This window comes from Pseudomonas japonica (assembly GCF_013522925.1).
GTDB classification, from domain to species: Bacteria; Pseudomonadota; Gammaproteobacteria; order Pseudomonadales; family Pseudomonadaceae; genus Aquipseudomonas; species Aquipseudomonas japonica_A.
Genome location: NZ_JAAMQU010000003.1, coordinates 84,917 through 107,147, shown reverse-complemented (window position 1 = coordinate 107,147; position 22,231 = coordinate 84,917). Strand labels below are relative to the sequence as shown.

Here is a 22,231-nt window from a genome sequence, read left to right as displayed (position 1 = left end):
ACATGCTCGCTCTGCGCAAATCCAACGAACGCGGCGAAGCCAACCATGGCTGGCTCAAATCTTTCCATACCTTCTCGTTCGCCTCCTATCGCGACCCTCGCGAGCAAGGGTTCTCCGACCTGCTGGTGATCAACGATGACCGTGTGGCGCCTGCCAAGGGCTTTGGCCAGCACCCGCACCGGGACATGGAAATTTTCTCTTATGTGCTCGAAGGCGCATTGGAACACCAGGACAGCCTGGGCACCGGCTCGGTCATCCGCCCTGGCGACGTGCAACTGATGAGCGCCGGCCGTGGCGTGACCCACAGCGAGTTCAACCACTCGGCCGATGCCCCGGTGCACTTCCTGCAAATCTGGATCGTGCCCTCGGTGCAAGGCGCCCAACCGCGCTACCAGCAACAGCACTTCACCCACGAAGAGAAGCGCGGCCGCCTGCGGCTGATCATCTCGCCGGAAGGCACGGACGGCTCGCTGTCGGTTCGCCAGGATGCCCGCGTGTATGCCGGCTTGTTCAACGGCGAAGAACGCGCCGAGCTGACCCTGGCCGAAGACCGCTACGCCTATGTCCACGTGGCTCAAGGCAGCATCACCCTCAACGGGCAGAAACTGGTGGAAGGCGACGGCGTTCGGGTACGCAATGAACGCACCCTGGCGTTGACCGACGGCGATAACGCCGAGGTGCTGGTGTTCGACCTGCGCCCCCATGAGCTGCCAGGCATGGCGTGACCGGGCCATCCCCGACTTGCGGCCCATGCGGCCGGTCGGGGCCAAGGCTTGCTGTTACGGGTTAGCAACATGAACACCGCATAACCCAAGGCAACTCATCAGCGCTACGGCGGTCAGCTTCATAACCAGCACGGTTACGGAGCCGGCCGCGCGCCGGTCCGCTAATCGACTCACTGTCGACCAAGGACCCCCAACCATGCAAGCACCCTCCTCCCTCCCTGCCGCCGACCGCGATGCGCGCGATCGCTTGTGCACCGACACCATCCGTACCTTGAGCATGGATGCCGTGCAAAAGGCCAATTCGGGACACCCCGGCACGCCCATGGCCCTTGCGCCTGTGGCGTATACGCTGTGGAGCCGCTTCCTTCGTTACCACCCCGATCACCCTGACTGGCCCAACCGCGATCGCTTCGTGTTGTCGGCCGGCCACGCCTCGATGCTGCTGTATTCGATCCTGCACCTGGCCGGTGTGGTGGAGATCGACGCCGATGGCAAACCCACCGGTGAACCGGCAGTGAGCCTGGACGACATCAAGCAGTTCCGGCAGATGTCCTCCAAAACCCCTGGCCACCCCGAATACCGCATGACCACCGGCGTGGAAACCACCACTGGCCCGCTCGGCCAGGGCTGCGCCAACAGTGTGGGCATGGCCATGGCCAGCCACTGGCTTGGCGAACGCTTCAACCGCGCCGCCAACACGCTGTTCGACTACCGCGTGTTCGCCATTTGCGGTGACGGCGACATGATGGAGGGGATCAGCGGTGAAGCCGCTTCCCTGGCAGGCCACCTGAAGCTGGGCAACCTGTGCTGGATCTACGACAACAACACCATCAGCATTGAAGGCCATACGGAACTGGCGTTCAGCGAGAACGTGATCACCCGCTTCCAAGGCTACGGCTGGAACACCCTGCACGTGACCGATGCGAACGACACTACGGCCCTTTCCCAAGCGCTGGAACAGTTCGAAGGCGGCGGCAACGCGCCCCTGCTCATCGTGGTGGACAGCGTGATCGGCTATGGCGCGCCTAATAAGCACAATTCGGCGGCTGCCCACGGCGAGCCGTTGGGCGAAGAGGAAATCCGCCTCGCCAAGAAAGCCTACGGCTGGGACCCGGACGCGCAGTTCAGCGTGCCCGAGGATGCCAAGGGCTGGTTGCAAGCCACCTTGCGCGAACGGAATCAGGAGGCTTATTGCGCTTGGGAAGCGGCGCTCGCGGCGCTGGAAAACCAGGAGCCGGCGCTGGCCGATGATCTGGTACGCATGCGGGCCGGCCAGATGCCTGAAGGCTGGGATGCGTCTATCGAACCCTTCCCGACCGATGCCAAAGGCGTCGCCAGCCGGCAATCGGGCGGTAAGGTGTTGAATGCCTACGCCGAGCGAATCCCATGGCTGCTCGGCGGCTCGGCCGACCTGTCCCCGTCCACCAAGACCAACCTTACGTTCGAAGGCGCGGGCAGCTTCCAGGCCGCCAGCTACAACGGGCGAAACCTGCACTTCGGGGTGCGCGAGCACGCCATGGGCGCCATCGCCAATGGCATGGCCTTGTGTTACCTGCGGCCGTACACCTCCACGTTCCTGGTATTCAGCGACTATATGAAGCCGCCAATCCGCCTGGCTTCGATCATGGAGCTGCCGGTGGTGTTCGTGTTCACCCACGACTCTATCGGCGTGGGCGAAGACGGGCCGACCCATCAGCCGATCGAGCAATTGGCGCAACTGCGCGCCACCCCAGGCGTGCTCACACTTCGCCCGGGCGACGCCAACGAAACCGCGCAGGCGTGGAAGATCGCATTGAAGCAGACCGATCGTCCTTCCTGCATCATCCTCAGTCGGCAACCGCTGCCGACCCTTGATCGGGAGCGCTCTGCCAGCGCGGACAATGTAGAGAAAGGCGCCTACGTGCTGGCCGACGGTGAGTCCCCGAAAGTGATTCTGCTGGCCACGGGCAGCGAGCTGAGCCTGGCAGTGGAAGCCCATGACAAGCTCAAGGCTGAAGGTATCGACAGCCGCGTGGTTTCGATGCCGTGCTGGGAGTTGTTCGAGGAGCAGGACACCGCCTACAAGGACAGCGTCCTGCCGCCAGCGATCACCGCCCGGGTGGCCATCGAACAGGCCGGCCCCTTGGGTTGGGACCGGTATGTGGGCAACACCGGCGCCAAAGTAGTGATGAACACCTTCGGCGCCTCCGCCCCCATCAGCAAGCTGCAGGCGCAGTTTGGCTTTACCGTCGAGAACGTGGTGAAGCTGGCGAAAGAGCAGATCCGATAGCCCCTATTCGCGAGTTCCGCCTTCGGCTACACCCGGCTCCTACAGGGTTCATCCTGATACCCTGAGGGAGCTTGTACCTCTGTGGGAAGCGGGCGAAGCTCGCGAACAGGAGCACCACTAAACCCCTTGGTGTCGGCTTCGCCGGAAGGCCGGCCCCCGCCTCCCACAATGGGCGCTACAACGGCAATGACGCGCTCACCACGCGTAACGCCAGGCCTTCGTATGGGTCGAGGCTGATGGTGAAGTCTCCGTGTTCACTCAAGTCCCCTTCCACCCGCTCGTTGATAATGTCCACTACCGGGCCGGGCGCAATGCCAGGCAGGTGAAGGGTTTCCACGAGCGCTTCGTTGCCGAAGTTCAGCGCGGTGATTTGGGTGCCTTTGCCTGCGGGCAACTCATGAACCATGATCAGCAACGAAGGGTGCTCGGTGTCCGGCACCATGATCTGCTTGCTGGCGGCAATGTCATAGGCACGGCGTACCGCGAGGATTTTCTTCAGTTGCGAAGCAAACGAATCCGGGCGCTGTAACTGTTCTACCAGGCTACCGTACAACGCGCGGGCCTTGGGCATGCCGCCCACAGAGACCTCGGCGTCAGGGTCCAGATCCACCAGGTCATAGGCGCCGCGATGAATCCAGCGGGTGTCGCCATCGCCCATCAAATGCGCCACCTGGTCCGGCGGCACCGGCAATGCGCCGGCCAGGTCCCAACCGGACAACGCGAACACCCCTGGCTGCATGGCGTTGTACATCACCAGCAACAGGTGAATGTGCTGGATACGCTTCACGTCTTCGGCAGTGAGGGTGTCCAGGTCGCGGATCCCCAGCGCGGCGGTGATGATACTGGCGGTGGTGCAGGACACTCCATTGGTGACGAACTTGAGGTTATACGGCGCGTGTTCGCCCGCGAGCCGCTCGTACATCTCCTCGCGAATGTGCTCGCGCAGGATGTTCCCCGGGAAGGTCTGGCCCTGGTACATGAATTGGTCATGGGCGTGCAGGGTCCAGAAGTGCACCAGCTCCAGGGTAAGCTCATCGTGGTTCTGCAAGGCGTGGATCAGCGAGGCCGGGTCGATGCCGAAGCGGTGCATTTCCTTGAGCATCAGCCGCAGGAATTCGGTGCGCCCGGTCAACAAAGCGTGCTGATAAGCCGGGCGGGTGATGAAGTCATAAGACAGATCGGCACCGCCATGGGACATGGCCGCGATGTCATCGATGGTCAGGTTCAGTTCCTGGAAGCTGAAACCACCCGCCTTGCGTATAGCGCCGCCCAGCAACTGGTTGCCGTTGACCGACAGCGGGTGGCTTTCGGACCAGGCATTGCCTTCCGGCCGGCGCTCCACACCCAGGAAACCGTTGGCATCGAGCCTCAGAATGCGCGCGCCCACCACGTCAATGGCATGCAAGGCGTCGCCGATGATCATCTGTTGCGCCGCAAAGCTTGGGTCCAGCCAATTCAATGAAGGCTGGCCTTCCTTGAAGTAATGCAGGTACACCCAGCGCCGCGCCTTGCCGTCCACACCCGTGACCACTGGCGTGGCGCTCCAGTCGGTTTCCTTCACGCCCGGCTCGAAGAAGATCACCCGTTGCAGCTGGCCGACAATGTAGTGCTTGTCGCGCAGGGTATCCACCAGCGCCGGCGGCAGGTTCACCGCATCGCGCCCCGGCGGTACTTCCGGCAGCAGGCCCCAGTCTTCCTCGCGGATTTCCACCATGTGGAACAGCCCCGGGTACTCCTCGTAGGCCATTTCAGCCAGGCGATAGTCCGCGCCCTTGCCGGTATGAGACGGGATGGCATCCTCGATCACCACCGCGTTGTGCGCTGCCGCCAGGCGCGCGAGGGCCACAAGCTCTGCCTCGGTCCCAAGGGCCGGGTCGATATCGAAACTGATGCGGTCGAAGTTACCGTCGATGGTAGGCGTCTGGGTGCGCCCGCGCAGGCCGCCGGATAACTTCAGCGGGCCGTTATGGATGCCCTGGATGCCGATCTCCGACAAGGCATGCCACAGGGTTTCATCGCCCAGCGCTTGCAACACAGAGCCCCCTTCACGGGTCACGATCGACGCGGGATAAGCCGTGAACCACACCGAAGCGATGGCCGAGGCGTCCCGTGGCCGGGCTTGGGCGAAGGGCCTCTGCCATAGCCGGGCTTGCCCTGAATACAGCTTGGCCCGCTGCTTGGCGGCGTTGAGCATGGAGCGCTCCACCAGCCAGCGCACGTAATCCGGATCAGGAGTGGTCATAGGGCTACCTTCCGTTGCAATGGATTCTGTTCAGAGTGCCGCGCACGGCGAACGTTGCATGGGAAAACACGCCCTGTTGTTGCAGCCATGCGGCGCGGCAGTCATCATTCGCCCCGACGGTCACCCGCTACGCTCCCAGCTGTAGCGGCCCCGCCCCCGGCTTCGCTTGCAGCGCACCGGCTTCGTCGGGCGACCTGCCCATAGTCAGAACCTGTACAGCGAGCGCGAATGCCTGATAGCCGCCCCCCTCATCCCCTCGCCCAGAGGAGCCCGGTCACGGTAGCGCTGATGCTGATCGTGATCGTTGTGTCGTCCCTGGTGGGGCTGGACATCTGGCAAAGCTGGACCTCCCGGCACCAGGCCTTGCTCACAGCGCAAACCAACGCCTCCAACATGGCACGTTCGCTGGCCGAACACGCGGGCCACACGTTCGAGGAAGCCGATACCGTGTTGATCGGCATGGTGGAGCGGGCCCAGGTGGATGGTACCGAGGGCGAGCTGCAACGGCTGCGCCTGCACCGGCTGATGAAGCGGCTCACCGGTTCACTGGAGCAATTGCACGGCCTGTTCATTTACGACCGCGACGGCCGCTGGGTGGTCAGTTCCAACGAGGCCAACCCACCTAATGCCAATAACGCTGACCGCGATTACTTCATTTACCACCGCACCCATAACGACCTCAACGCGCATCTGGGCCCGGTGATCCGCAGCCGCTCCACCGGTGACCTGATCATTACACTGTCGCGCCGTATCAACGACAGCGACGGGCGCTTCGCCGGGGTGGCACTTGCAACCATCAAGGTCGAGTACTTCAAGCGCTTCTACGAAAGCTACAGCCTTGATCCCGACGGGGTAATAAACCTGGTACTGGCCGACGGCACAGTGCTGGTGCGCCGCCCCTATGACGAGCAACTGATCGGTACCAGCATTGCCAAGGGTGTGGTGTTTTCCCAGCTATTGCCCAATGCCACCGCTGGCACCCGCATGCTGCCTTCCGTGGTGGATGGCGTAGAGCGCTTGTACGGCTACCGGGCAGTGAGCCAGTACCCACTGGTGGTACTGGCGGCCGAGTCCAAGACTTTCCTGCTCGCCAACTGGCGGCAGAATATGCTGCGCACGGCAATGGTGATCCTTCTGCTGCTGTCAGCCACGGGCATTTTCGGTGCGATGCTGATCCGGCAGATCCGGCAAACGGCACAAACCGAAGCTGAGCTGCGCAATGCCCATGCCGCGCTGGAGCTGATGGCCATGCAAGACAGCCTCACGGGCCTGGCCAACCGCCGCCAGCTGGACCAGGCACTGCCGATGGAGATCGGCCGCGCGCGGCGCAATGGCCGCCCGTTGGGCGTGATCATGCTGGATATCGACCACTTCAAGGCTTACAACGACATCTATGGTCACCCGGCGGGGGATGCCTGCATTCGCGATGTGGGCCAAGCCGTTGTGGCGAGCGTGGGGCGTGCCGGCGACCTGGTAGTAAGGTATGGCGGCGAGGAGCTGCTGGTGCTGCTGCCTGAGTGCGACCTGGCCGGCGCGGTACGCGTGGCCGAACGTATGGTCGAAGCCGTACGCGGGTTGAGCATTCCTCATACGGGCAGCCCGTATGGCACCGTGACCGTGAGCGCCGGCGCCTACATGTGGTTCGACCGTGAATTGCCGCCAAGGCCTCAGGCACTGGTGGAGGCGGCGGATGCGGCGCTGTACCGCGCCAAGGCCCAGGGCAGGAATCAGGTGTACCCCGCCTGCACGCAACCGGTGTAGGAATAATCGCGGCTCGGAGTCCGATGGGCCACGTTCGAGGGCTTGCGCCCACTTCTACAGAGGCAGGCGCGCTACGCTTGCACCACGCGCAATTGCCCCAATTCGAGCAGGCTGAAATAGCCCTCGCTCCAGCCAGCCGTATCAATATGCCACACGTTCCCCAGGCGCCTCGGCCGGCGCAAGGGCGTATGGCCTACCACCACCGCGCGCACGTCGCGCACCTCGCTTTCGTCCCGTTGCTTGAGCCGGGCGCGGGACCATTGAAAGGCCTCCTCGAGCTCGATCGCATACGGCAAGGCGCCGGTCAGGTATTCACGCAGGGTGGTCCAGCTGGAAAACGGGCAATGGGCGTGCACCAGCCCAACCAGGCCCTGGGCGGTTTCCACTTCCAGCGCCACGGGTAACCTGGCGAAGCGGTCGGCGAAGCGCCGCTGGGTTTCCACCGGGCTTTGCATGAACCAGGCGCCCCCGCTGTTGAGGTAATCACGAGGGTTGAGCTGCGGGTCGCCGTCCACGAACTGGCGAGTGAGCACTTCATGGTTGCCCTGCACCGCGTAGAACCACGGCTGCTCCAGCCACTCCAGCGCGCGCGGGCTTTCCGGGCCGCGGTCTACCAGGTCGCCCACGCTGAACAGACGGTCGCGCGACGCATCGAACCGCGCACGGTCCAAGGTTGCCTCAAGGCGGCTGAAATGCCCGTGAATGTCCCCCACCGCATAATCGCGGCCAACCAGATTTGGCCCAAAGTGTTCGAATCGCGCCATGGCGTGCTCCTGTGCCGGCCCGGTCATTGTTCTGCGTCCAGCACCAACGAGTTGCGAATCTCCAGCACCGCGCCTTCGTTGGCCTGGTATCCCGCAGGCGTTCCCGCGTACGACAGCGCCCACGCCTTGCGCGCCCCGGCTGCCGCCACCAGTGTCTGGGTAATCACATGCCCGCCATTGAGGGTGATGGTGCAAGTCGTTTCGGCCGCCGGTACCTCGTTCAGGCTACTGGCTTTGACTCGCGTGCAAGCACTTTGATAGCCGCCTTGGGAAAAGTTCTTTTGTACCGCCTTGCGCATTTCCAGCACCACCCCTGCCACGTTCACCACGTGCCCTGCCTCTACCGGGCTTTGACTAAGCTCTACCACCATGGCAGGGTCGCCACGGGTATCAAGCATCACCGCGCGCTGGCGTATTACATCGCTGCCCGCCTCGGCGGGGATCGGCTCCACCTGCCACCCCGGCGGCCACGCGACCACGGTGTCGTCCGCCATGGCACAGGCCACAGCACCGAAGATAGAGACCACCAGCACAGCCAAGCGGTTCTGCATGAGCGCAGCCTTCCTCGAAAAAGCACCTAGTCTCGCAGCCGCGCTACAGTTCGTACAGCGCGGTAGACTGGACAGCGCGTGCGGGCTCTCTTAGGGTGACGCACCTTGTTGCGGAGACGTGTAATGTCCGAACTGCCCAAAGCCGGCGCCTTGTTGTTCGCCAAAGACCTGGAGCGCATGGCGGCGTTCTACTCGCAGGTCGCCGGGCTGCCGGTCAAGGTTCGCGCCGAAGGGCGCATCGTGCTCGAATCGCCCCATTACATGCTGGTATTGCACGCGCTGCCGCAGATCGTGGCGGACAACCTGATCATTGCCTCCCCGCCCCTGCGGCGTACCGATGTGCCGGTCAAGCTGATCTTTCCCGTGGCCTCGCTGGCACTGGTGCATACCCTGAGCCCGATGCTGGGCGGGGGGGTCGAAAGCGAAGAGGCCGAGTGGGTGGGCCCGGGCTTCCGCGCCTGCGAGGGCTATGACCCGGAGGGCAACCTGGTGCAATGGCGGGAACCTTTGGCCTGACGATCGCCTCCCTTATGCAGGTGTGTCATTTATCACCCACCGCAAAGGAGCTGACCATGAACCCGCAAACCAAAGGCACCGAGCAGCAAGGCCCCAGTGGCGTACCCTTCGTCAACGACCCCGCCAAGCCCGCCAATGCCAAGGTGCTCAACGATCCTTTCAATGAAGACCCCGGCTCGGAGATGGACGACGCCACCGTTCCGCTGATCGAGGACGACGATCAGGAGTGAGCGATGCTGTACGTCGACTGGACTCAGTGGCCGGCGATGCTGGCCACCGTTGTCGCCGCCTGGCTGGTAGGCTCGCAACAGCCCCGGCGGCGCATGGCCGGGTTCTGGCTGTTCCTGCTCAGCAACCTGCTGTGGGTCATATGGGGGGTGCACAGCCAGGCCTGGGCGCTGATCGTGTTGCAGGGGTGTTTGTGCGTCATGAACTGCCGCGGCTTGAGGCGCAACGCAAGCGTAATCGTCGAAGCCCCCTCCAAGCGCAGTAATGGGCCCCAAACCGCTGGCAACCGCTGAATAGACACCTCGGCGGGAACCGCGCCGGCCTGCCTCGGGTCGGTATCGTTTGAAGCTACCCGAGGCGTACCGATGGACCTGATTCCCGAATCCTGGCTGGACCGCATCCCCCTGCCCTGGCTGAGTACGCTGATCGCGGCGCTGGCCGCCGTGCTGTTCACGCTGGTGGTGCGCTGGCTTGGGCTCACCGTGCTCAAGCGTATCGCCCGCCGCATGTTGCTGGCCCAGCAGTTGATCTCCAAGGCGCGGCCGCCTTCGTTATGGCTGATGCCATTGCTGGCGCTGCAATCGGTATGGACCTCTGCGCCCGACGACCTGCCGATGATCAACACCGTGCGCCACGTGAACGGGCTGCTCGTGGTCATCGCCTTCACCTGGCTGGGCTTGCGTTGCGTGGCGGCTGTCGCGGATACCATCGCCATCCGCAACCCGCTGGACATCGAGGACAACCTCACCGCGCGGCGCATTCAGACCCAGGTGCGGGTGCTGGTGCGTTGCTTGAATGTGGTGGTCATCCTGTTCGGCAGCGGCCTGATTCTGATGAGCTTCCCGGCGGTGCGCCAGGTGGGTACCAGCCTGCTTGCCTCGGCGGGGCTGGCAGGGCTGGCGGCGGGCTTTGCCGCCAAGCCGGTATTAGGCAACCTGATTGCCGGCCTGCAAATCGCCATTTCCCAGCCCATCCGCCTGGACGACGTGGTGATCGTGGAAGGCGAATGGGGGCGAATCGAGGAAATCACCGGCAGCTACGTGGTGGTGAAAATCTGGGATGAGCGTCGGCTGGTGGTGCCGCTTACCTACTTTATTGAAAAACCCTTCCAGAACTGGACCCGCAGCGCGTCCAGCCTCATCGGCTCGGTATTCCTGTGGGTCGACTACTCGCTCCCGCTGGAGGTATTGCGCGAGGAAGTGAAACGCATCTGCGCGGAAATCCCTCACCTGTGGGATGGCCGTGTATGCGTGCTTCAGGTCACCGATACCAGTGAAAAGTCCATGCAGCTGCGGATATTGCTCAGCTCGCTGGACTCTTCCCGCAATTGGGACGCGCGTTGCCATATGCGCGAGCGGCTGATCACCTTCATCAACCACGAATTTCCGCAATGTCTGCCTCAGCTGCGTGCCGAATTGCAGACAAAGACCGTCCGTCCCGATGCGCATCAGCCTGTGAAGACCGATATCGTCGAGCGCCAACCACCTGTTTGAATTTGTTCTTGTGAGATGCCCGCAGTGCGGGTAGTACAGCCGGGCGGCACGGGCCGCTGGGGTTTACAACGTTTGTTCGGTAGAAGCCATCGATTCGATCACCACGGCTTTCTGCGCGTCGGTGAGGTGATCCCAGTAGTGGGTTTTCACGAAGAAGCCCAGGCCACCAGCGATGTACATGCCCAATACAACGATCGTCAGCACGGCCAGCGGCGGGGTGCCGCGCTCGGCCTCATCCTGGGCCGGGGACATGAAAATGTCCTGCAGGCGTTTGAAGAAATGTGTCAAGTAGAGCAATACTTGGCGCCCCATGGTTTGGGTTGACCTCTCTGAATGTGGATACGTCGGGATTGGCTGGGCACGGGCGATGACGACCGCCATGCGGCTGTCGCAGCGGTTGTATGATAACCGAACCAGAGGTAGCCAAATAGTTAGCCTGCTAGGCATTACGACGAACAGTCGTGCGGCAATCTGTCTCACCGGTCGGGCGAATGCACGAAAGGTGACGCACCATCCGTTCAATATTCCGGGGCCATCGAGGCCCGCTTGCACACAGGAGCTTTCATGCACTATCGCGTATTGGGGAAAACCGAGCTCAAGGTCAGCGCCATTGCGCTGGGTACCATGACCTGGGGCGAGCAGAACACCCAGGCCGAAGCGTTCGAGCAGATTCGCCTCGCCAAAGATGCCGGCGTGACGTTCATGGACACGGCCGAGATGTACCCGGTACCGCCGCGCGGCGAAACCTATACCCGCACCGAGGAGATCATTGGCAACTATTTCCGCGAACACGGGGACCGTGCCGACTGGATACTGGCCAGCAAGGTGGCCGGCCCGGGCCGCATGGACCACATCCGCGACGGCAACCCCCGGCTGGACCGCAAGAACATCAACGCGGCCCTCGACGCCTCGCTCAAGCGCCTGAATACCGATTACCTGGACCTTTACCAACTGCATTGGCCCGACCGTAAAACCAACTTCTTCGGTGTGCTTGGCTACCAGCACGACGAGACCGACGTGTTCACCCCCATCGAAGAAACCCTCGAGGCACTCGACGAAGCGGTGAAAGCGGGCAAGGTTCGCCATATCGGCCTGTCCAACGAAACGCCCTGGGGCACCCAGCGCTTCCTGCACCTGGCCGAAACCCGCGGCTGGCCGCGCGCGGTGTCGATCCAGAACCCTTACAACCTGCTCAACCGCAGTTTTGAAGTGGGCCTGGCAGAGATCGCCCTGCGCGAGCAGATCGGCCTGCTGGCGTACTCGCCACTAGCGTTCGGTGTGTTGTCGGGCAAATACCTGGGCGGCGCGCGCCCGGAGGCGGGTCGCTTGACCCTGTTCGAACGGTTCCAGCGCTACAACAACCCGCAAGCCGAAGCCGCCGCCGAAGCCTATGTTGCGCTGGCTCGCCAGCACGGCCTGGACCCAGCCCAGATGGCGCTGCAATACGTGACCGAACAGCCGTTCGTGACCAGCAACATCATCGGTGCTACCACCCTGGAGCAGTTGCGCAGCAACCTGGCCAGCATCGAGGTGAAACTTACCGACGAGGTTCGCGCAGGCATCGAGGCGATTCACACCCGTCATCCCAACCCTGCCCCTTGATCCTGCGAAGCCGCTAGCCTGGCCGCTCATCGAGCGCCAGGCCACCGGGCCGCCTAGCCGAACCTTTGGCCGCTTCGTAAAGTCGTAACAGAATATGACTTCGCGAAGGCCGCCATCATGCACCTGCCCCCTCATGCCCGCTTCAAACCTTACACCCACGCTGCGGGCGGCTGGGGCTCGGCGCAGTCGGTGGCAGCCATCCTGTTGCGCGAGAAGGCCCTGGGCAAGGGCCCGGCAGCGCTGCTCAAACAGAACAAGCCTGACGGCTTCGCCTGTGTAAGCTGCGCCTGGGCCAAACCCGGCAAACCTCACCCGTTGGAGTTTTGCGAGAACGGCGCGAAGGCCACCGCATGGGAGCTCACCTCCCTGCGTGCTGACGTGGATTTTTTCAGCAAACACACCTTGACCGAGTTGCGCACCTGGCCGGACCACGACCTTGAGCAACAGGGGCGCATCACCCACCCGCTTCGCTACGACGCCACCACCGACACCTACCGGCCCGTGGCATGGGAAGACGCTTTCGCCGCGATCGGTGAAACCCTGAAACGGTTGCCTCGGGAAAGCGTGGTGTTCTATGCCTCCGGGCGGGCCTCGCTGGAAGCCTCGTTCATGTATCAGCTGCTGGCGCGGGCCTATGGGAATAACCACCTGCCCGACAGCAGCAATATGTGCCATGAAAGCACGTCGGTGGGCCTGCAAGAGAGCATCGGCGTGCCAGTGGGCACGGTTACCCTGGCGGATTTCGAGCACACCGATTGCTTTTTCTTCTTCGGGCAGAACGTTGGCAGCAACAGCCCGCGGATGCTTCACCCCTTACAGGAAGCGCGTAAGCGCGACGCGCAGATCATCACGTTCAACCCGCTGCGCGAACGGGGCCTTGAGCGGTTTGTGAACCCACAAAGCCCGGTGGAAATGCTGGGGCCTGAGTCCACGCTTATCAGCACCCAGTACCATCAGGTTGCGATCGGCGGGGACCTGGCCGCCATGGCAGGCATCATCAAGGCCCTGCTGGCGTTGGACGCAGAGGCTTTGGCGGCTGGCCAGCCCGGTGTGATAGACCGCGCATTCATTGCCGAGCACACTACCGGCTTCGAGGCCTTGATTGCCCAGATCGACGGCTACTCCTGGGAAACGCTCGAACGCCGCGCCGGCCTTGGCCGCGGCGCAATGGAAGCCGCTGCCAGAGTGTATGCGCCAAGTGAACGGGTAATGGGCGTGTATGGGATGGGGCTCACGCAGCACCGCCACGGCGTAGCCAATGTACAGATGCTGGTAAACCTGCTGTTGCTGCGAGGCAATATCGGTAAGCCCGGCGCCGGGATCTGCCCCGTGCGTGGGCACTCCAACGTTCAGGGCCAGCGCACGGTGGGGATTACCGAAGACCCGAAGAAAGTACCTGGTGAGCTGATCGAGCAGGTGCTGGGCATCAAGGTGCCGGACGAGAAAGGCTTTTGCACCGTGGACGCCTGCGAAGGCATGCTGGACGGCCGTGTAAAGGGGTTTATCGGCCTGGGTGGCAACTTCGTGCGCGCCGTGCCGGATACCTCCCGTATGGAGCCCGCGTGGCAGCGCCTGGAGCTTAACGTACAGGTAGCTACCAAACTGAATCGCAGCCACCTGCTGCCGGGTGCAAGCCAGTGGCTGCTGCCCTGCCTGGGGCGTATCGAAATCGATCGCCAGGACGGCGTGGAACAGCAATGGGCGACCGAAGACAGCACAGGGTGCATTCACGGCTGGCGGGGCCAGAGCGAACCGGCCAGCGAGGACCTGTTGTCCGAACCTGCGATTATCGCGGGCATCGCCCAGGCTACCCTCCCGCCGAATCCGAAACTGGACTGGGCCGCCTGGCGGCGCGATTACCGCAAGGTTCGCGAGGCCATTGCGGCGGTCTACCCGGAAACCTTCCACGACCTGGAAGTGCGCATGGCCGAGCCCGGCGGCTTCCATCGTCCCATCCCTGCTGCCCAACGGCAATGGAAAACCGAAAGCGGCAAGGCGCAATTCACCACCATGCCCACCCTGGACACCAACGACGATGTGAACGCCGGCGAGGGCCGCCGCGACGTGTTGCAACTGATGACGCTGCGCAGCAACGACCAGTTCAACACTACGATATACGGCTATGACGACCGCTTCCGTGGCGTGAAGGGCACCCGCAAGGTGCTGCTGATGAACACCAACGACATCACGCGCATGGGCTTCGCGCCCGGGGCTTGGGTGAAAGTGACCACCGCAGTGGAAACCGACGTGCCGCGCACGGTGGGGCCGTTACAAGTCCTTGCGTATGACATCCCGGCCGGATGCTGCGGCGGGTACTACCCCGAATGCAATCCATTGGTGCCTTTATGGCATTACGCCGAGAAGAGCAAGGTACCGGCGGCCAAGTCCATTCCCGTGACCCTGATGCGTGCAAGCATGGAGCCTGGCGCGGTGCCGATCGAGCTCAAGCGCGGCTGAACCTACTGTACAGATATACACTTATTTGCTTGCATCGTGCCGCTGCCCCCGCCATCCTTGGCGGGTGTGGCAATGGGTAAACGTGATGCGGCTGTTTTTGTGTGAAAAACCTTCCCAGGCGCGGGATATCGCCAAGGCGCTCGGCGCCCGTGGCAAGGGTGACGGCTGCCTTACGGGCGCCGGGGTTACCGTAACCTGGTGCATCGGGCACCTGCTCGAAACCGCCCCGCCCGACGCCTACGACCCCCGCTACAAGCAATGGCGCCTTGAGCACCTTCCCATCGTGCCGGAGCAGTGGCGCATGCAGGTCAAGCCCAAGACCGCCTCGCAGTTCAAGGCGGTGAAGCGGTTGCTGGGCCAGGCCGGTGAGGTGGTGATCGCCACCGACGCAGACCGCGAAGGAGAAATGATCGCCCGCGAGCTGCTCGACCACTGCCGGTACCGGGGCCCGGTCCAGCGGCTATGGTTGTCGGCGCTCGACGACGCCTCCATTCAAAAGGCCTTGGCAGCGTTGCGCCCGGGCGCCTCCACCTTCAGCCTGTATCACTGCGCCCTTGGCCGGTCCCGCGCCGATTGGCTGATCGGGATGAACCTCAGCCGCCTGTTCACGTTGCTCGGTCAGCGCTCGGGCTATCAAGGCGTACTGCCCGTTGGCCGGGTGCAAACCCCAACCCTGCGGCTGGTGGTTGATCGCGACCGCAGCATTGCCGCGTTCCAGCCTGTGGCCTGGTGGGGTATCGACGTGAAGCTGGAGGCCGCGCGGCAAGTTTTCATCGCACAATGGCAGGCGCCGAAGTCGGCGTGTGATGAAGAAGGCCGCTGTCTGCAACAGCCGATTGCCGAGGCCGCCAGGGCTAAAATGGCCAGCGCGCCCAGCGCCCAGGTTACAGACGTGCGCACCGAGCGCATGAAGGAAACGGCACCGCTGCCCTTCGACCTGGGCACACTGCAACAGCTGTGCTCGCGCAAATTCGGGCTGGGCGCCCAGGAAACGCTGGACATCGCCCAGGCCTTGTACGAAACCTACAAGGCGATCACTTACCCTCGCAGCGATTGCGGCTACCTGCCAATGAGCCAGCATGCCGAGGCCCCTGCGGTACTGGCCGGGTTGAAGCGGGCAGACCCAACCCTTGCGCCGCTGTTCGACCACATCAACCCTGGCCGGCGTTCCCGGGCCTGGAACGATGCCAAGGTCTCTGCCCACCACGGCATCATTCCTACCACCGTGGCGCCCAACCTGGACAAACTGCCGCCGCGGCACCGCCAGGTGTACTCATTGATCCGCGCGCGGTACCTGGCGCAGTTTCTGCCCGAGCACAGCTACGACCGCACCCGGGCCACCTTCGAGTGCGCCGGGGAAACGCTGCTGGCTACCGGCAAGCAGGTGATCGAACCGGGCTGGAAGCGCGCCTTGCCGGAAGCGCTCGCTGCGCAGCCAGGGCGAGAGCCGGCGCAACCGCTGCCGCCGCTTGCCCGGGGGGATCAGTGCCCGGTGCGCGACGTGCAGCTAAAGAATAACTGGACCCAGCCGCCCAAGCCCTTCACCGAAGGCGACCTCATCAGCGCCATGAAGAACGTCGCCCGGCTGGTGGAAGACCCCAAGCTCAAACAGAAGCTCAAGGAAACCACCGGCATCGGTACCGAGGCCACGCGTGCCGGCATCATTCAAGGGTTGCTCGACCGCGGCTACCTCACCAAGGCGGGCAAGGCGCTTGCGGCCACACCTGCCGGCTGCAGCCTGGTGGACGCCGTACCCCGGGCGATCACCGATCCCGGTACCACGGCCATCTGGGAACAGGCGTTGGACATGGTGCAAAGCGGGGAGATGCCGCTGGAAGAGTTCCTTGCGCGGCAATCGGCATGGATGAGCAAACTGGTGGAGCGATGCAAGGGCCTGAACGTCACTATCAAGGGCCAGGCGAAGGCGCCGGCATGGAAAAAGAAGCGCAAACCTGCCGGAACTCGCCGTGCTCCCGCTGGCAAGGGGCGCAAGCGAACAGCCCCGGCTGAATGAAATATCATTCAGGCCTGCTGCCGTTCGCTCACTCGCGTGGTCTTTTATCTTGTAAAACAACGAGGTAACCACGATGAATTTTTCCAGTTTCTCCCAGGCGCTCTCCAAGCGCGCCGGCAGCCCCAAAGCCTTCGCTACGGCGCTTGTGCTGATAGTGCTATGGGCGGCGACCGGCCCCTGGTTCCATTACAACGACACCTGGCAGCTGATCATCAACACCTCTACCACCATCATCACCTTCCTGATGGTGTTCGTGATCCAGAACACGCAAAACCGTGACAACGATGTGCTGCACATCAAGATCGACGAACTGCTCAGGGCCACCAAGGAGGCCCGCATGGCGGTGCTTAACCTGGACGACCTGGATGCTCGCCAATTGAAAACAATTCGCAAGCAGTACAAGAGCATGGGCAAGGGTGAACAGGTAGAGCTGTTGCAGGAAGAAACCACCCTCACCGCCAAGGATGAGCCACAAGGCACCTGAATGGATGTTGACGCCCGCTTATGCCGGGTGCTTGACGGGCTCTCCTGCCGGATTGACCGCTGGTCTTTCCAAATCACCCGCGCCGTGCGAATGCGCAGCGGCCCTGCGTAGCATCGCTCGTCGAAACGCAACCCAGGGGTTGGAACATGCGCTATTGGGCACTGGCAACATGTATGGGCATCGTTTGCGCGGCCCCAGCGCTCGGCGCGGAGCTGGAAGTGCGTAACGTGCGCCTGGTGGACACCGGGCACATTACGAGCGTGACGGGTACGGTTATCAATGTCAGCGACCAGCCAGTCACCGGGGCGACGATCGCCCTTGCCGTCGCCAAGGCGAATCAGGTGATCAGCCGCGCCACAGTGGCCGTGCCGCCACTGGAGCCCGGGCAGGCCTGGCGCCTATGGCAACCGTTGGACGAGGGAAGCGGGGGTATTCACGCCATCAGCGCAAGAGACCCCCAAATCAGTGTAAGCACCCGTCTGGAGCCGGTGGACAGAGCCTTGCTTGCACAGTAGGCCCTCGGCGACGATGCTCCTGACGTTCTAAACCCACCGATCAGCCCTTGGCGCCGCCATACGGGGGATAGCTGTCGCCCTTGGCGCGTTTTTCGGTGTTCCCCGCCGGCCCCGAAGGTGCCTTGGCCGGGTGCATCGGATCAATCTGGGGGTCTTTGAGGTCCGGCGACTCTGGATCGAAGCCCAGCTCGGCCTCGTCGCTCTTTGCGCCACTGGCACCTGGGCGGGGAGTCCCAGGGGCTGGTGTAAGGTCAGGTTCGATACGCTCGGGCGCCAGGCCCTGGTTCTGAGGTTGCGGGTCTTTGCCTTCGATTGCCATGGTACTCGCTCTCTTTATCAGGGGTACTTGAGTTGGAAGCCCAGCGGAGCCGTTGGTGCCCTTCAAAAGACGAGTGGCGAGTGGCCCAGCGTAGGCCACTCGTTATTTGAGCCGATCCTGCATCTGCGCTTCGCTAGCCTCCAGCAGCATGACCAGCTCTTGAGCAAAGGCACCGGTAGCCACGCCCTCCACCGTTTCCGCCTCGCCGCGCTCCAGGCTTGCTTCCAGTTTGCCGGCACGCTGGGAAAGCGCCTTGGCGCCGATATTGGCCGCGCTACCTTTTATCGCATGGAAGATCGCCCTGGCGGCAGCGCGATCGCCGCTGCGGGCAAGCTCATCCAGGCGCTTGAGCAGTTCACGGGTATCCGTTGCAAAGATTTCCAGCACGTTGCGCAGTAGGTCCAGATCCCCGCCAAAGCGGCCGGTCACGGTTGGCCAGGCCTCAAGCAGGCCCCCCTCCTCCTGGACCGGTACAAGCACGGGCACTGGGCGTGCGCCTTCTACCCACCTAGTCAAGCTGCTTACCAGCCCTGCGAGGTCGACGGGCTTGGTGATGTGATCGTCCATGCCAGCGGCCAGGCAGGCGTGCCTGTCTTCGGTTGCGGCGTTAGCGGTCATGGCAATGATCGGCAGGGCCTCGAAGCGCAAGTCCTGGCGTATGCGCCGGGTCGCTTCCAGACCATCCATTTCCGGCATTTGCACGTCCATCAGCACCGCGTCGTACGTATTGGGCGCCTCGTCGAGTGCCGCGATGGCTTCAAAGCCATTACCGGCCAGGGTCACATTCGCGCCTTCCAGGTGCAACAGGCCACTGGCAACCTGCCGGTTCACCGCGTTGTCTTCCACTACCAGTACGTGCAACCCGGCCAGGCGCTTGGGCTGGCGCTCGGGCGGGGGCAATGCCGGCACCAGCGGGCGCCCTTCAACCACGCCCAGTACACAGTCGCGCAATTGCCGAGGCGTTACCGGCTTGCTCAAGGTGGCTGCAAACAAGCCTCGGTGTTGTTCCGGCGCTACCAGCGACAGCTGATCGGCATAGGCGGTCACCATCACCATGTGCGGCACCTGGCCTTCCGGGAGGCCATCATGAATCAGCCGCGCCGTGGCTACACCGTCGAGGTCGGGCATGCGCCAGTCCATCAGGATAAGGTTATAAGGCGCGGCGGTTCCGGCCACACGGCGGATGCGCTCCAATGCCTCGTGCCCCGACAAGGCGTGCTGGGCGGTCCAGCCCAACGCTTCCACGGTGCGGGAAAGCACGTCTGCGCTGGTGGGGTTGTCATCGACCACCAGCAGCCGCAGCGGCAACCGCCGGCCCGGTACGGGAAGCGGCACGTCGCCGCCATCCTGAACCTTGAGCGGCACGTCGAACCAGAAGCGGCTGCCCACGTCCACTTCACTCTCCAGCTTGAGCTCGCCGCCCATCAGCGACACCAGCCGGTTGCTGATCACAAGGCCCAGGCCTGTTCCGCCAAAGCGGCGCGAGGTGGACGTTTCGGCCTGGCTGAACCCCTCGAAGATACGCTCCTGCTGTTCCGGGCTGATGCCGATCCCGCTGTCACTCACGCTGAAGCGCAGCGTGACGTGGCCGTCTTCGCGGTGCACCACCGTGAGCCGGATCACCACTTCACCGTCGAGTGTGAACTTCAGCGCGTTGCCCACCAGGTTGACCAGCACCTGCTTGAGCCGCAGTGCGTCGCCCACCAGCATCGAGGGCACCGCCGGGTCGATGTCGAACACCGCCTCCACATCCCGCGTGCCCTGGTTACCGGCAATGATCACCGCCAGCTCGGTCAACAGGCCATCCAGCTCGAACGTATGGTTATCCAGCTTGAGCTTGCCGGCCTCGATCTTCGAATAGTCGAGGATATCGTTCAGCAGTTCCAACAGCGAACGGGCCGCTTGTCGTGCCTTGGCCACATAGTCGCGCTGCTGGGCATCCAACGCAGTGCGCTGCACCAGCTGTAGCATGCCCAGCACCGCGTTGAGCGGCGTACGGATCTCGTGGCTCATGTTGGCCAGGAATGCCGATTTGGCCGCGCTCGCTTCGTCCGCGCTGGCCTTGGCCTGGCGCAACGTGGCCTCGATTTCCTGTTGCAAGGTGATGTCGCGGTTGATGCCGGTCACATGCAGAGGTTTGCCGCCGGGGTCCCGCTCCGCGCGGGCGCTGGCCTGGATATGGCGCAACTGGCCGTCCGGCAAGCGGGCACGGAACACCAGCGCGTAAGGCTCCTCATGCTCCAGCAGGGCACGCATGGCATCGTCGCAGCGCGGGAGGTCTTCGGGATACAGGCAACGCAGCCAGTCTTCATAGTGCAGCGTGCGTTCGCCACGGGCAGGCACCAGCCCGTAAAGTTCGTACATGCGGTCGTTCCAGCTCAGCGAGCGGTCCTGCAGATTGAACGTCCAGATGCCCAATTCAGCGGCATCGGCAGCCAACAGCAGGTGGTCGCGGGCAGCAAGCAGGTCGTTGCGCTGCTTCTGCTCGCTGGTGATGTCGGTCACCACGCACACGAATACCCGGGCTTCGGCGCTGTACTTCAGGCCCACGGACACCCTGGCGGGGAACACGCTGCCATCCTTGCGCAGGCCGCGGATTTCCTGGCTGCGGGAAGAAGGCACAGCTTTTTCCAGGGTGCGCTCGACAAAACGTTCGTAGGCTGACCAATCGCTTTCGGGGATCAGGCGCGTCACATGCTGGCCGATGATCTCCTCGGCTGAATAGCCAAATACCCGGGTGCTGGCGGGGTTGAACGAGAGCACCTTGCCGCCCTCGTCAATGCTCACTACCGGGTCCACCACGGTATCCAGGATCGCCTGGGTGGTGGCCTGGCTGTCATGCACCTGCTCCTTCAGCTCTTCGTTCTGCACCTGGATACGGGCGGTCTGGGCCTTTTGCAGGGTGATGTCCCGGGCGGTGACCGAAGCCCCGACCACTTGCCCCCCGGGCCCGTGTACCGGCGACGGGGTAATGGAAACCTGCAACTGCTGGCCATTCTTGTGAAAGCGCACGGTCTCGTAGTGTGTCACCGGGTCGCCGTGTGCGATCCGCGCCAGCATGCTGTTCTCTTCGTCGACACGGTCCGCCGGTACGATCAGCCGGGTAATTGGTCGGCCGATTGCCTCTTCGGCCGTGAATCCGAACAAGTGTTCGGCGCCCCGGTTCCAGCTGCTGATAATGCCGTCCAGGCTTTTGCCGATGATGGCATCCGAGGCGCTCTCCACGATGGCACCCAGCTCCATCCGCGCGTACAGGATTTCACGCCGCTGCGCCCGGCTTACAGCAATGGCGCCAGCCAGCCCGGCAAGCACCAGGCTGGCAAGAATACCGCCCAGCCAGAGGTAGGCCGCCGGGATTACCCCCTGGCGGTCAATGAAGGCGGGAGTGACGCTGAATTCGAACGACCAGCGGCGACCGAACATGTCGCGTTCAAAATGCTGCGGGCGTAGCGCCGATGCAACGTCATTTCCCTGATGATTGTTGAAGAAGATCCCCGGCACGCCATTAGCCGAAACGTCCGATAGCTGCACGTTCAGCAATTGAGGGTCGATGCGAAGCCCCTGCAGCACTTCGGTCATCAGCAGCGGGGCGTAACTGAAGCCCACCAGCTCCGCGCGTCGCTCATCCACCGTGGCCGGGGTTCTGGGCACACGATAAATCGGCATCAGCATCAGGAAGGATTGTTGCGGCTTCGATTGCTCCTGCATCAGCGTAATAGGCTGGGTAAGGCGAACCTCCCCGGTATCGACCGCCTCTTGAGCGGCGCGGCGCCGGTTGGGTTCTGACGCTATATCGAAACCCAGGGCGCTGCGATTGCCTCGGTTGGGCTCGATGTATTCGATCACCCAGCGATCGCCTTCATGGGGGCCCAGGTTGCTGATGGTGAAATCCGGCCGGTTGTCGGCGCGCGCACGGGCCACGAACGCGGCCTCGGCCGTGGACGGCACTCGCCGGACAAACCCGAACCCGCGCGCACCCGGGAACTCAGTGCCGATGTCGCGGGATTCGCTGTAACGCCGGAACAACGACAGGGTCAGGTTTTCCGGCCCGGCGGTAAGCACCGCCCCGCGTACGCCGCGCAGCCCATACTGATACATCTGCACGCGGCTGAAGATCGCCTCGGTGGTGTCGTGAACGATGTCGTCCACCGCCTGGTCGATCCGCGCCTGGTTGGCCTGGCCCATCAGCCAGGCGCCGGTTGCGGACAACAGCAAGCCGATCACCAGCGTTACCAACGCAGTGGGATAAAAACTGGAACGCGTCCTTGTGCTCATCGTGACTTTTCCCTGT

Annotated in this window: 18 protein-coding genes; 12 read left to right on the top strand and 6 right to left on the bottom strand. The window is 63.3% G+C overall.

Annotated features, from left to right (window positions below):
* The first annotated feature begins 2 nt into the window (after positions 1 to 2).
* Together G7016_RS05635 and tkt are read left to right on the top strand one after the other, a co-directional pair.
* Positions 3 to 725, top strand: a complete 723-nt coding sequence (locus G7016_RS05635) for a pirin family protein (RefSeq protein WP_181111866.1) — start codon at positions 3 to 5, stop codon at positions 723 to 725.
* 196 nt (positions 726 to 921) lie between these two features.
* Positions 922 to 2,994 carry a transketolase gene (tkt, locus tag G7016_RS05630; protein WP_181111865.1) on the top strand — a complete coding sequence of 691 codons (2,073 nt, stop codon included), beginning with the start codon at positions 922 to 924 and terminating at the stop codon, positions 2,992 to 2,994.
* 175 nt (positions 2,995 to 3,169) lie between these two features.
* Here tkt and treS read toward each other — a convergent pair whose 3' ends face one another.
* The gene (treS, locus tag G7016_RS05625; protein WP_181111864.1) at positions 3,170 to 5,236 is read right to left on the bottom strand and encodes a maltose alpha-D-glucosyltransferase; all 2,067 of its coding nucleotides are present in this window, start codon (positions 5,234 to 5,236) and stop codon (positions 3,170 to 3,172) included.
* A 228-nt stretch (positions 5,237 to 5,464) separates the two neighbouring features.
* Here treS and G7016_RS05620 point away from each other — a divergent pair, with 228 nt between their 5' ends.
* Complete coding sequence (locus G7016_RS05620) at positions 5,465 to 6,997, top strand: sensor domain-containing diguanylate cyclase (RefSeq protein WP_181111863.1); 1,533 nt, start codon at positions 5,465 to 5,467, stop codon at positions 6,995 to 6,997.
* Between the two features lie 71 nt (positions 6,998 to 7,068).
* On the opposite strand, the gene G7016_RS05615 is transcribed toward G7016_RS05620, so the two are convergent.
* Both G7016_RS05615 and G7016_RS05610 read right to left on the bottom strand, forming a co-directional pair.
* Entirely contained in the window at positions 7,069 to 7,761 is a 693-nt protein-coding gene (locus tag G7016_RS05615; protein WP_181111862.1) for a metallophosphoesterase, read from the bottom strand.
* Between the two features lie 23 nt (positions 7,762 to 7,784).
* Entirely contained in the window at positions 7,785 to 8,312 is a 528-nt protein-coding gene (locus G7016_RS05610; RefSeq protein ID WP_181111861.1) for a DUF4946 domain-containing protein, read from the bottom strand.
* A 123-nt stretch (positions 8,313 to 8,435) separates the two neighbouring features.
* On the opposite strand from G7016_RS05610, the gene G7016_RS05605 reads away from it, so the two are divergent.
* The 4 genes from G7016_RS05605 (at position 8,436) to G7016_RS05590 (ending at position 10,549) form a co-directional block, all read left to right on the top strand.
* Positions 8,436 to 8,828 (top strand): hypothetical protein, encoded by a 393-nt coding sequence (locus tag G7016_RS05605; RefSeq protein WP_181111860.1) that lies wholly within the window; start codon positions 8,436 to 8,438, stop codon positions 8,826 to 8,828.
* 56 nt (positions 8,829 to 8,884) lie between these two features.
* A complete protein-coding gene (locus tag G7016_RS05600; RefSeq protein WP_181111859.1) occupies positions 8,885 to 9,058 on the top strand; it encodes a hypothetical protein in 174 nt (57 codons plus the stop codon).
* Positions 9,059 to 9,061: 3 nt separating this feature from the next.
* On the top strand, positions 9,062 to 9,349 hold the full coding sequence (locus tag G7016_RS05595; RefSeq protein ID WP_181111858.1) for a hypothetical protein: 288 nt from the start codon (positions 9,062 to 9,064) through the stop codon (positions 9,347 to 9,349).
* A 72-nt stretch (positions 9,350 to 9,421) separates the two neighbouring features.
* Positions 9,422 to 10,549 (top strand): mechanosensitive ion channel family protein, encoded by a 1,128-nt coding sequence (locus G7016_RS05590; protein WP_181111857.1) that lies wholly within the window; start codon positions 9,422 to 9,424, stop codon positions 10,547 to 10,549.
* A 63-nt stretch (positions 10,550 to 10,612) separates the two neighbouring features.
* On the opposite strand, the gene G7016_RS05585 is transcribed toward G7016_RS05590, so the two are convergent.
* Positions 10,613 to 10,801, bottom strand: a complete 189-nt coding sequence (locus G7016_RS05585; RefSeq protein WP_181111856.1) for a hypothetical protein — start codon at positions 10,799 to 10,801, stop codon at positions 10,613 to 10,615.
* Between the two features lie 312 nt (positions 10,802 to 11,113).
* Between G7016_RS05585 and G7016_RS05580 the strand changes: the two genes are divergently transcribed.
* From G7016_RS05580 to G7016_RS05560, 5 genes are all read left to right on the top strand, one after another.
* Entirely contained in the window at positions 11,114 to 12,151 is a 1,038-nt protein-coding gene (locus tag G7016_RS05580) for an NADP(H)-dependent aldo-keto reductase (protein ID WP_181111855.1), read from the top strand.
* A 117-nt stretch (positions 12,152 to 12,268) separates the two neighbouring features.
* Complete coding sequence (locus tag G7016_RS05575) at positions 12,269 to 14,608, top strand: FdhF/YdeP family oxidoreductase (RefSeq protein ID WP_181111854.1); 2,340 nt, start codon at positions 12,269 to 12,271, stop codon at positions 14,606 to 14,608.
* An 85-nt stretch (positions 14,609 to 14,693) separates the two neighbouring features.
* Positions 14,694 to 16,622, top strand: a complete 1,929-nt coding sequence (locus G7016_RS05570) for a DNA topoisomerase III (protein ID WP_181111853.1) — start codon at positions 14,694 to 14,696, stop codon at positions 16,620 to 16,622.
* 73 nt (positions 16,623 to 16,695) lie between these two features.
* The gene (locus G7016_RS05565) at positions 16,696 to 17,106 is read left to right on the top strand and encodes a low affinity iron permease family protein (RefSeq protein WP_181111852.1); all 411 of its coding nucleotides are present in this window, start codon (positions 16,696 to 16,698) and stop codon (positions 17,104 to 17,106) included.
* 173 nt (positions 17,107 to 17,279) lie between these two features.
* A complete protein-coding gene (locus G7016_RS05560; RefSeq protein ID WP_181111851.1) occupies positions 17,280 to 17,621 on the top strand; it encodes an FxLYD domain-containing protein in 342 nt (113 codons plus the stop codon).
* Positions 17,622 to 17,661: 40 nt separating this feature from the next.
* Here the strand turns inward: G7016_RS05560 and G7016_RS05555 are convergent, their stop codons facing one another.
* Both G7016_RS05555 and G7016_RS05550 read right to left on the bottom strand, forming a co-directional pair.
* Entirely contained in the window at positions 17,662 to 17,940 is a 279-nt protein-coding gene (locus tag G7016_RS05555; protein WP_181112217.1) for a DUF6021 family protein, read from the bottom strand.
* A 102-nt stretch (positions 17,941 to 18,042) separates the two neighbouring features.
* Entirely contained in the window at positions 18,043 to 22,215 is a 4,173-nt protein-coding gene (locus tag G7016_RS05550; protein WP_181111850.1) for a PAS domain-containing hybrid sensor histidine kinase/response regulator, read from the bottom strand.
* Positions 22,216 to 22,231 lie beyond the last annotated feature (16 nt).

Bases quoted from the DNA above. Each gene is read 5' to 3' on its own strand.
- G7016_RS05620 (WP_181111863.1), top strand. From the start codon at position 5,465: ATGCCTGATAGCCGCCCCCCTCATCCCCTCGCCCAGAGGAGCCCGGTC.
- G7016_RS05595 (WP_181111858.1), top strand. From the start codon at position 9,062: ATGCTGTACGTCGACTGGACTCAGTGGCCGGCGATGCTGGCCACCGTT.
- G7016_RS05565 (WP_181111852.1), top strand. From the start codon at position 16,696: ATGAATTTTTCCAGTTTCTCCCAGGCGCTCTCCAAGCGCGCCGGCAGC.
- G7016_RS05635 (WP_181111866.1), top strand. From the start codon at position 3: ATGCTCGCTCTGCGCAAATCCAACGAACGCGGCGAAGCCAACCATGGC.
- G7016_RS05580 (WP_181111855.1), top strand. From the start codon at position 11,114: ATGCACTATCGCGTATTGGGGAAAACCGAGCTCAAGGTCAGCGCCATT.
- treS (WP_181111864.1), bottom strand. From the start codon at position 5,236: ATGACCACTCCTGATCCGGATTACGTGCGCTGGCTGGTGGAGCGCTCC.
- G7016_RS05600 (WP_181111859.1), top strand. From the start codon at position 8,885: ATGAACCCGCAAACCAAAGGCACCGAGCAGCAAGGCCCCAGTGGCGTA.
- G7016_RS05575 (WP_181111854.1), top strand. From the start codon at position 12,269: ATGCACCTGCCCCCTCATGCCCGCTTCAAACCTTACACCCACGCTGCG.
- G7016_RS05615 (WP_181111862.1), bottom strand. From the start codon at position 7,761: ATGGCGCGATTCGAACACTTTGGGCCAAATCTGGTTGGCCGCGATTAT.
- tkt (WP_181111865.1), top strand. From the start codon at position 922: ATGCAAGCACCCTCCTCCCTCCCTGCCGCCGACCGCGATGCGCGCGAT.
- G7016_RS05585 (WP_181111856.1), bottom strand. From the start codon at position 10,801: ATGTCCCCGGCCCAGGATGAGGCCGAGCGCGGCACCCCGCCGCTGGCC.
- G7016_RS05550 (WP_181111850.1), bottom strand. From the start codon at position 22,215: ATGAGCACAAGGACGCGTTCCAGTTTTTATCCCACTGCGTTGGTAACG.
- G7016_RS05570 (WP_181111853.1), top strand. From the start codon at position 14,694: ATGCGGCTGTTTTTGTGTGAAAAACCTTCCCAGGCGCGGGATATCGCC.
- G7016_RS05610 (WP_181111861.1), bottom strand. From the start codon at position 8,312: ATGCAGAACCGCTTGGCTGTGCTGGTGGTCTCTATCTTCGGTGCTGTG.
- G7016_RS05555 (WP_181112217.1), bottom strand. From the start codon at position 17,940: ATGGCAATCGAAGGCAAAGACCCGCAACCTCAGAACCAGGGCCTGGCG.
- G7016_RS05590 (WP_181111857.1), top strand. From the start codon at position 9,422: ATGGACCTGATTCCCGAATCCTGGCTGGACCGCATCCCCCTGCCCTGG.
- G7016_RS05605 (WP_181111860.1), top strand. From the start codon at position 8,436: ATGTCCGAACTGCCCAAAGCCGGCGCCTTGTTGTTCGCCAAAGACCTG.
- G7016_RS05560 (WP_181111851.1), top strand. From the start codon at position 17,280: ATGGGCATCGTTTGCGCGGCCCCAGCGCTCGGCGCGGAGCTGGAAGTG.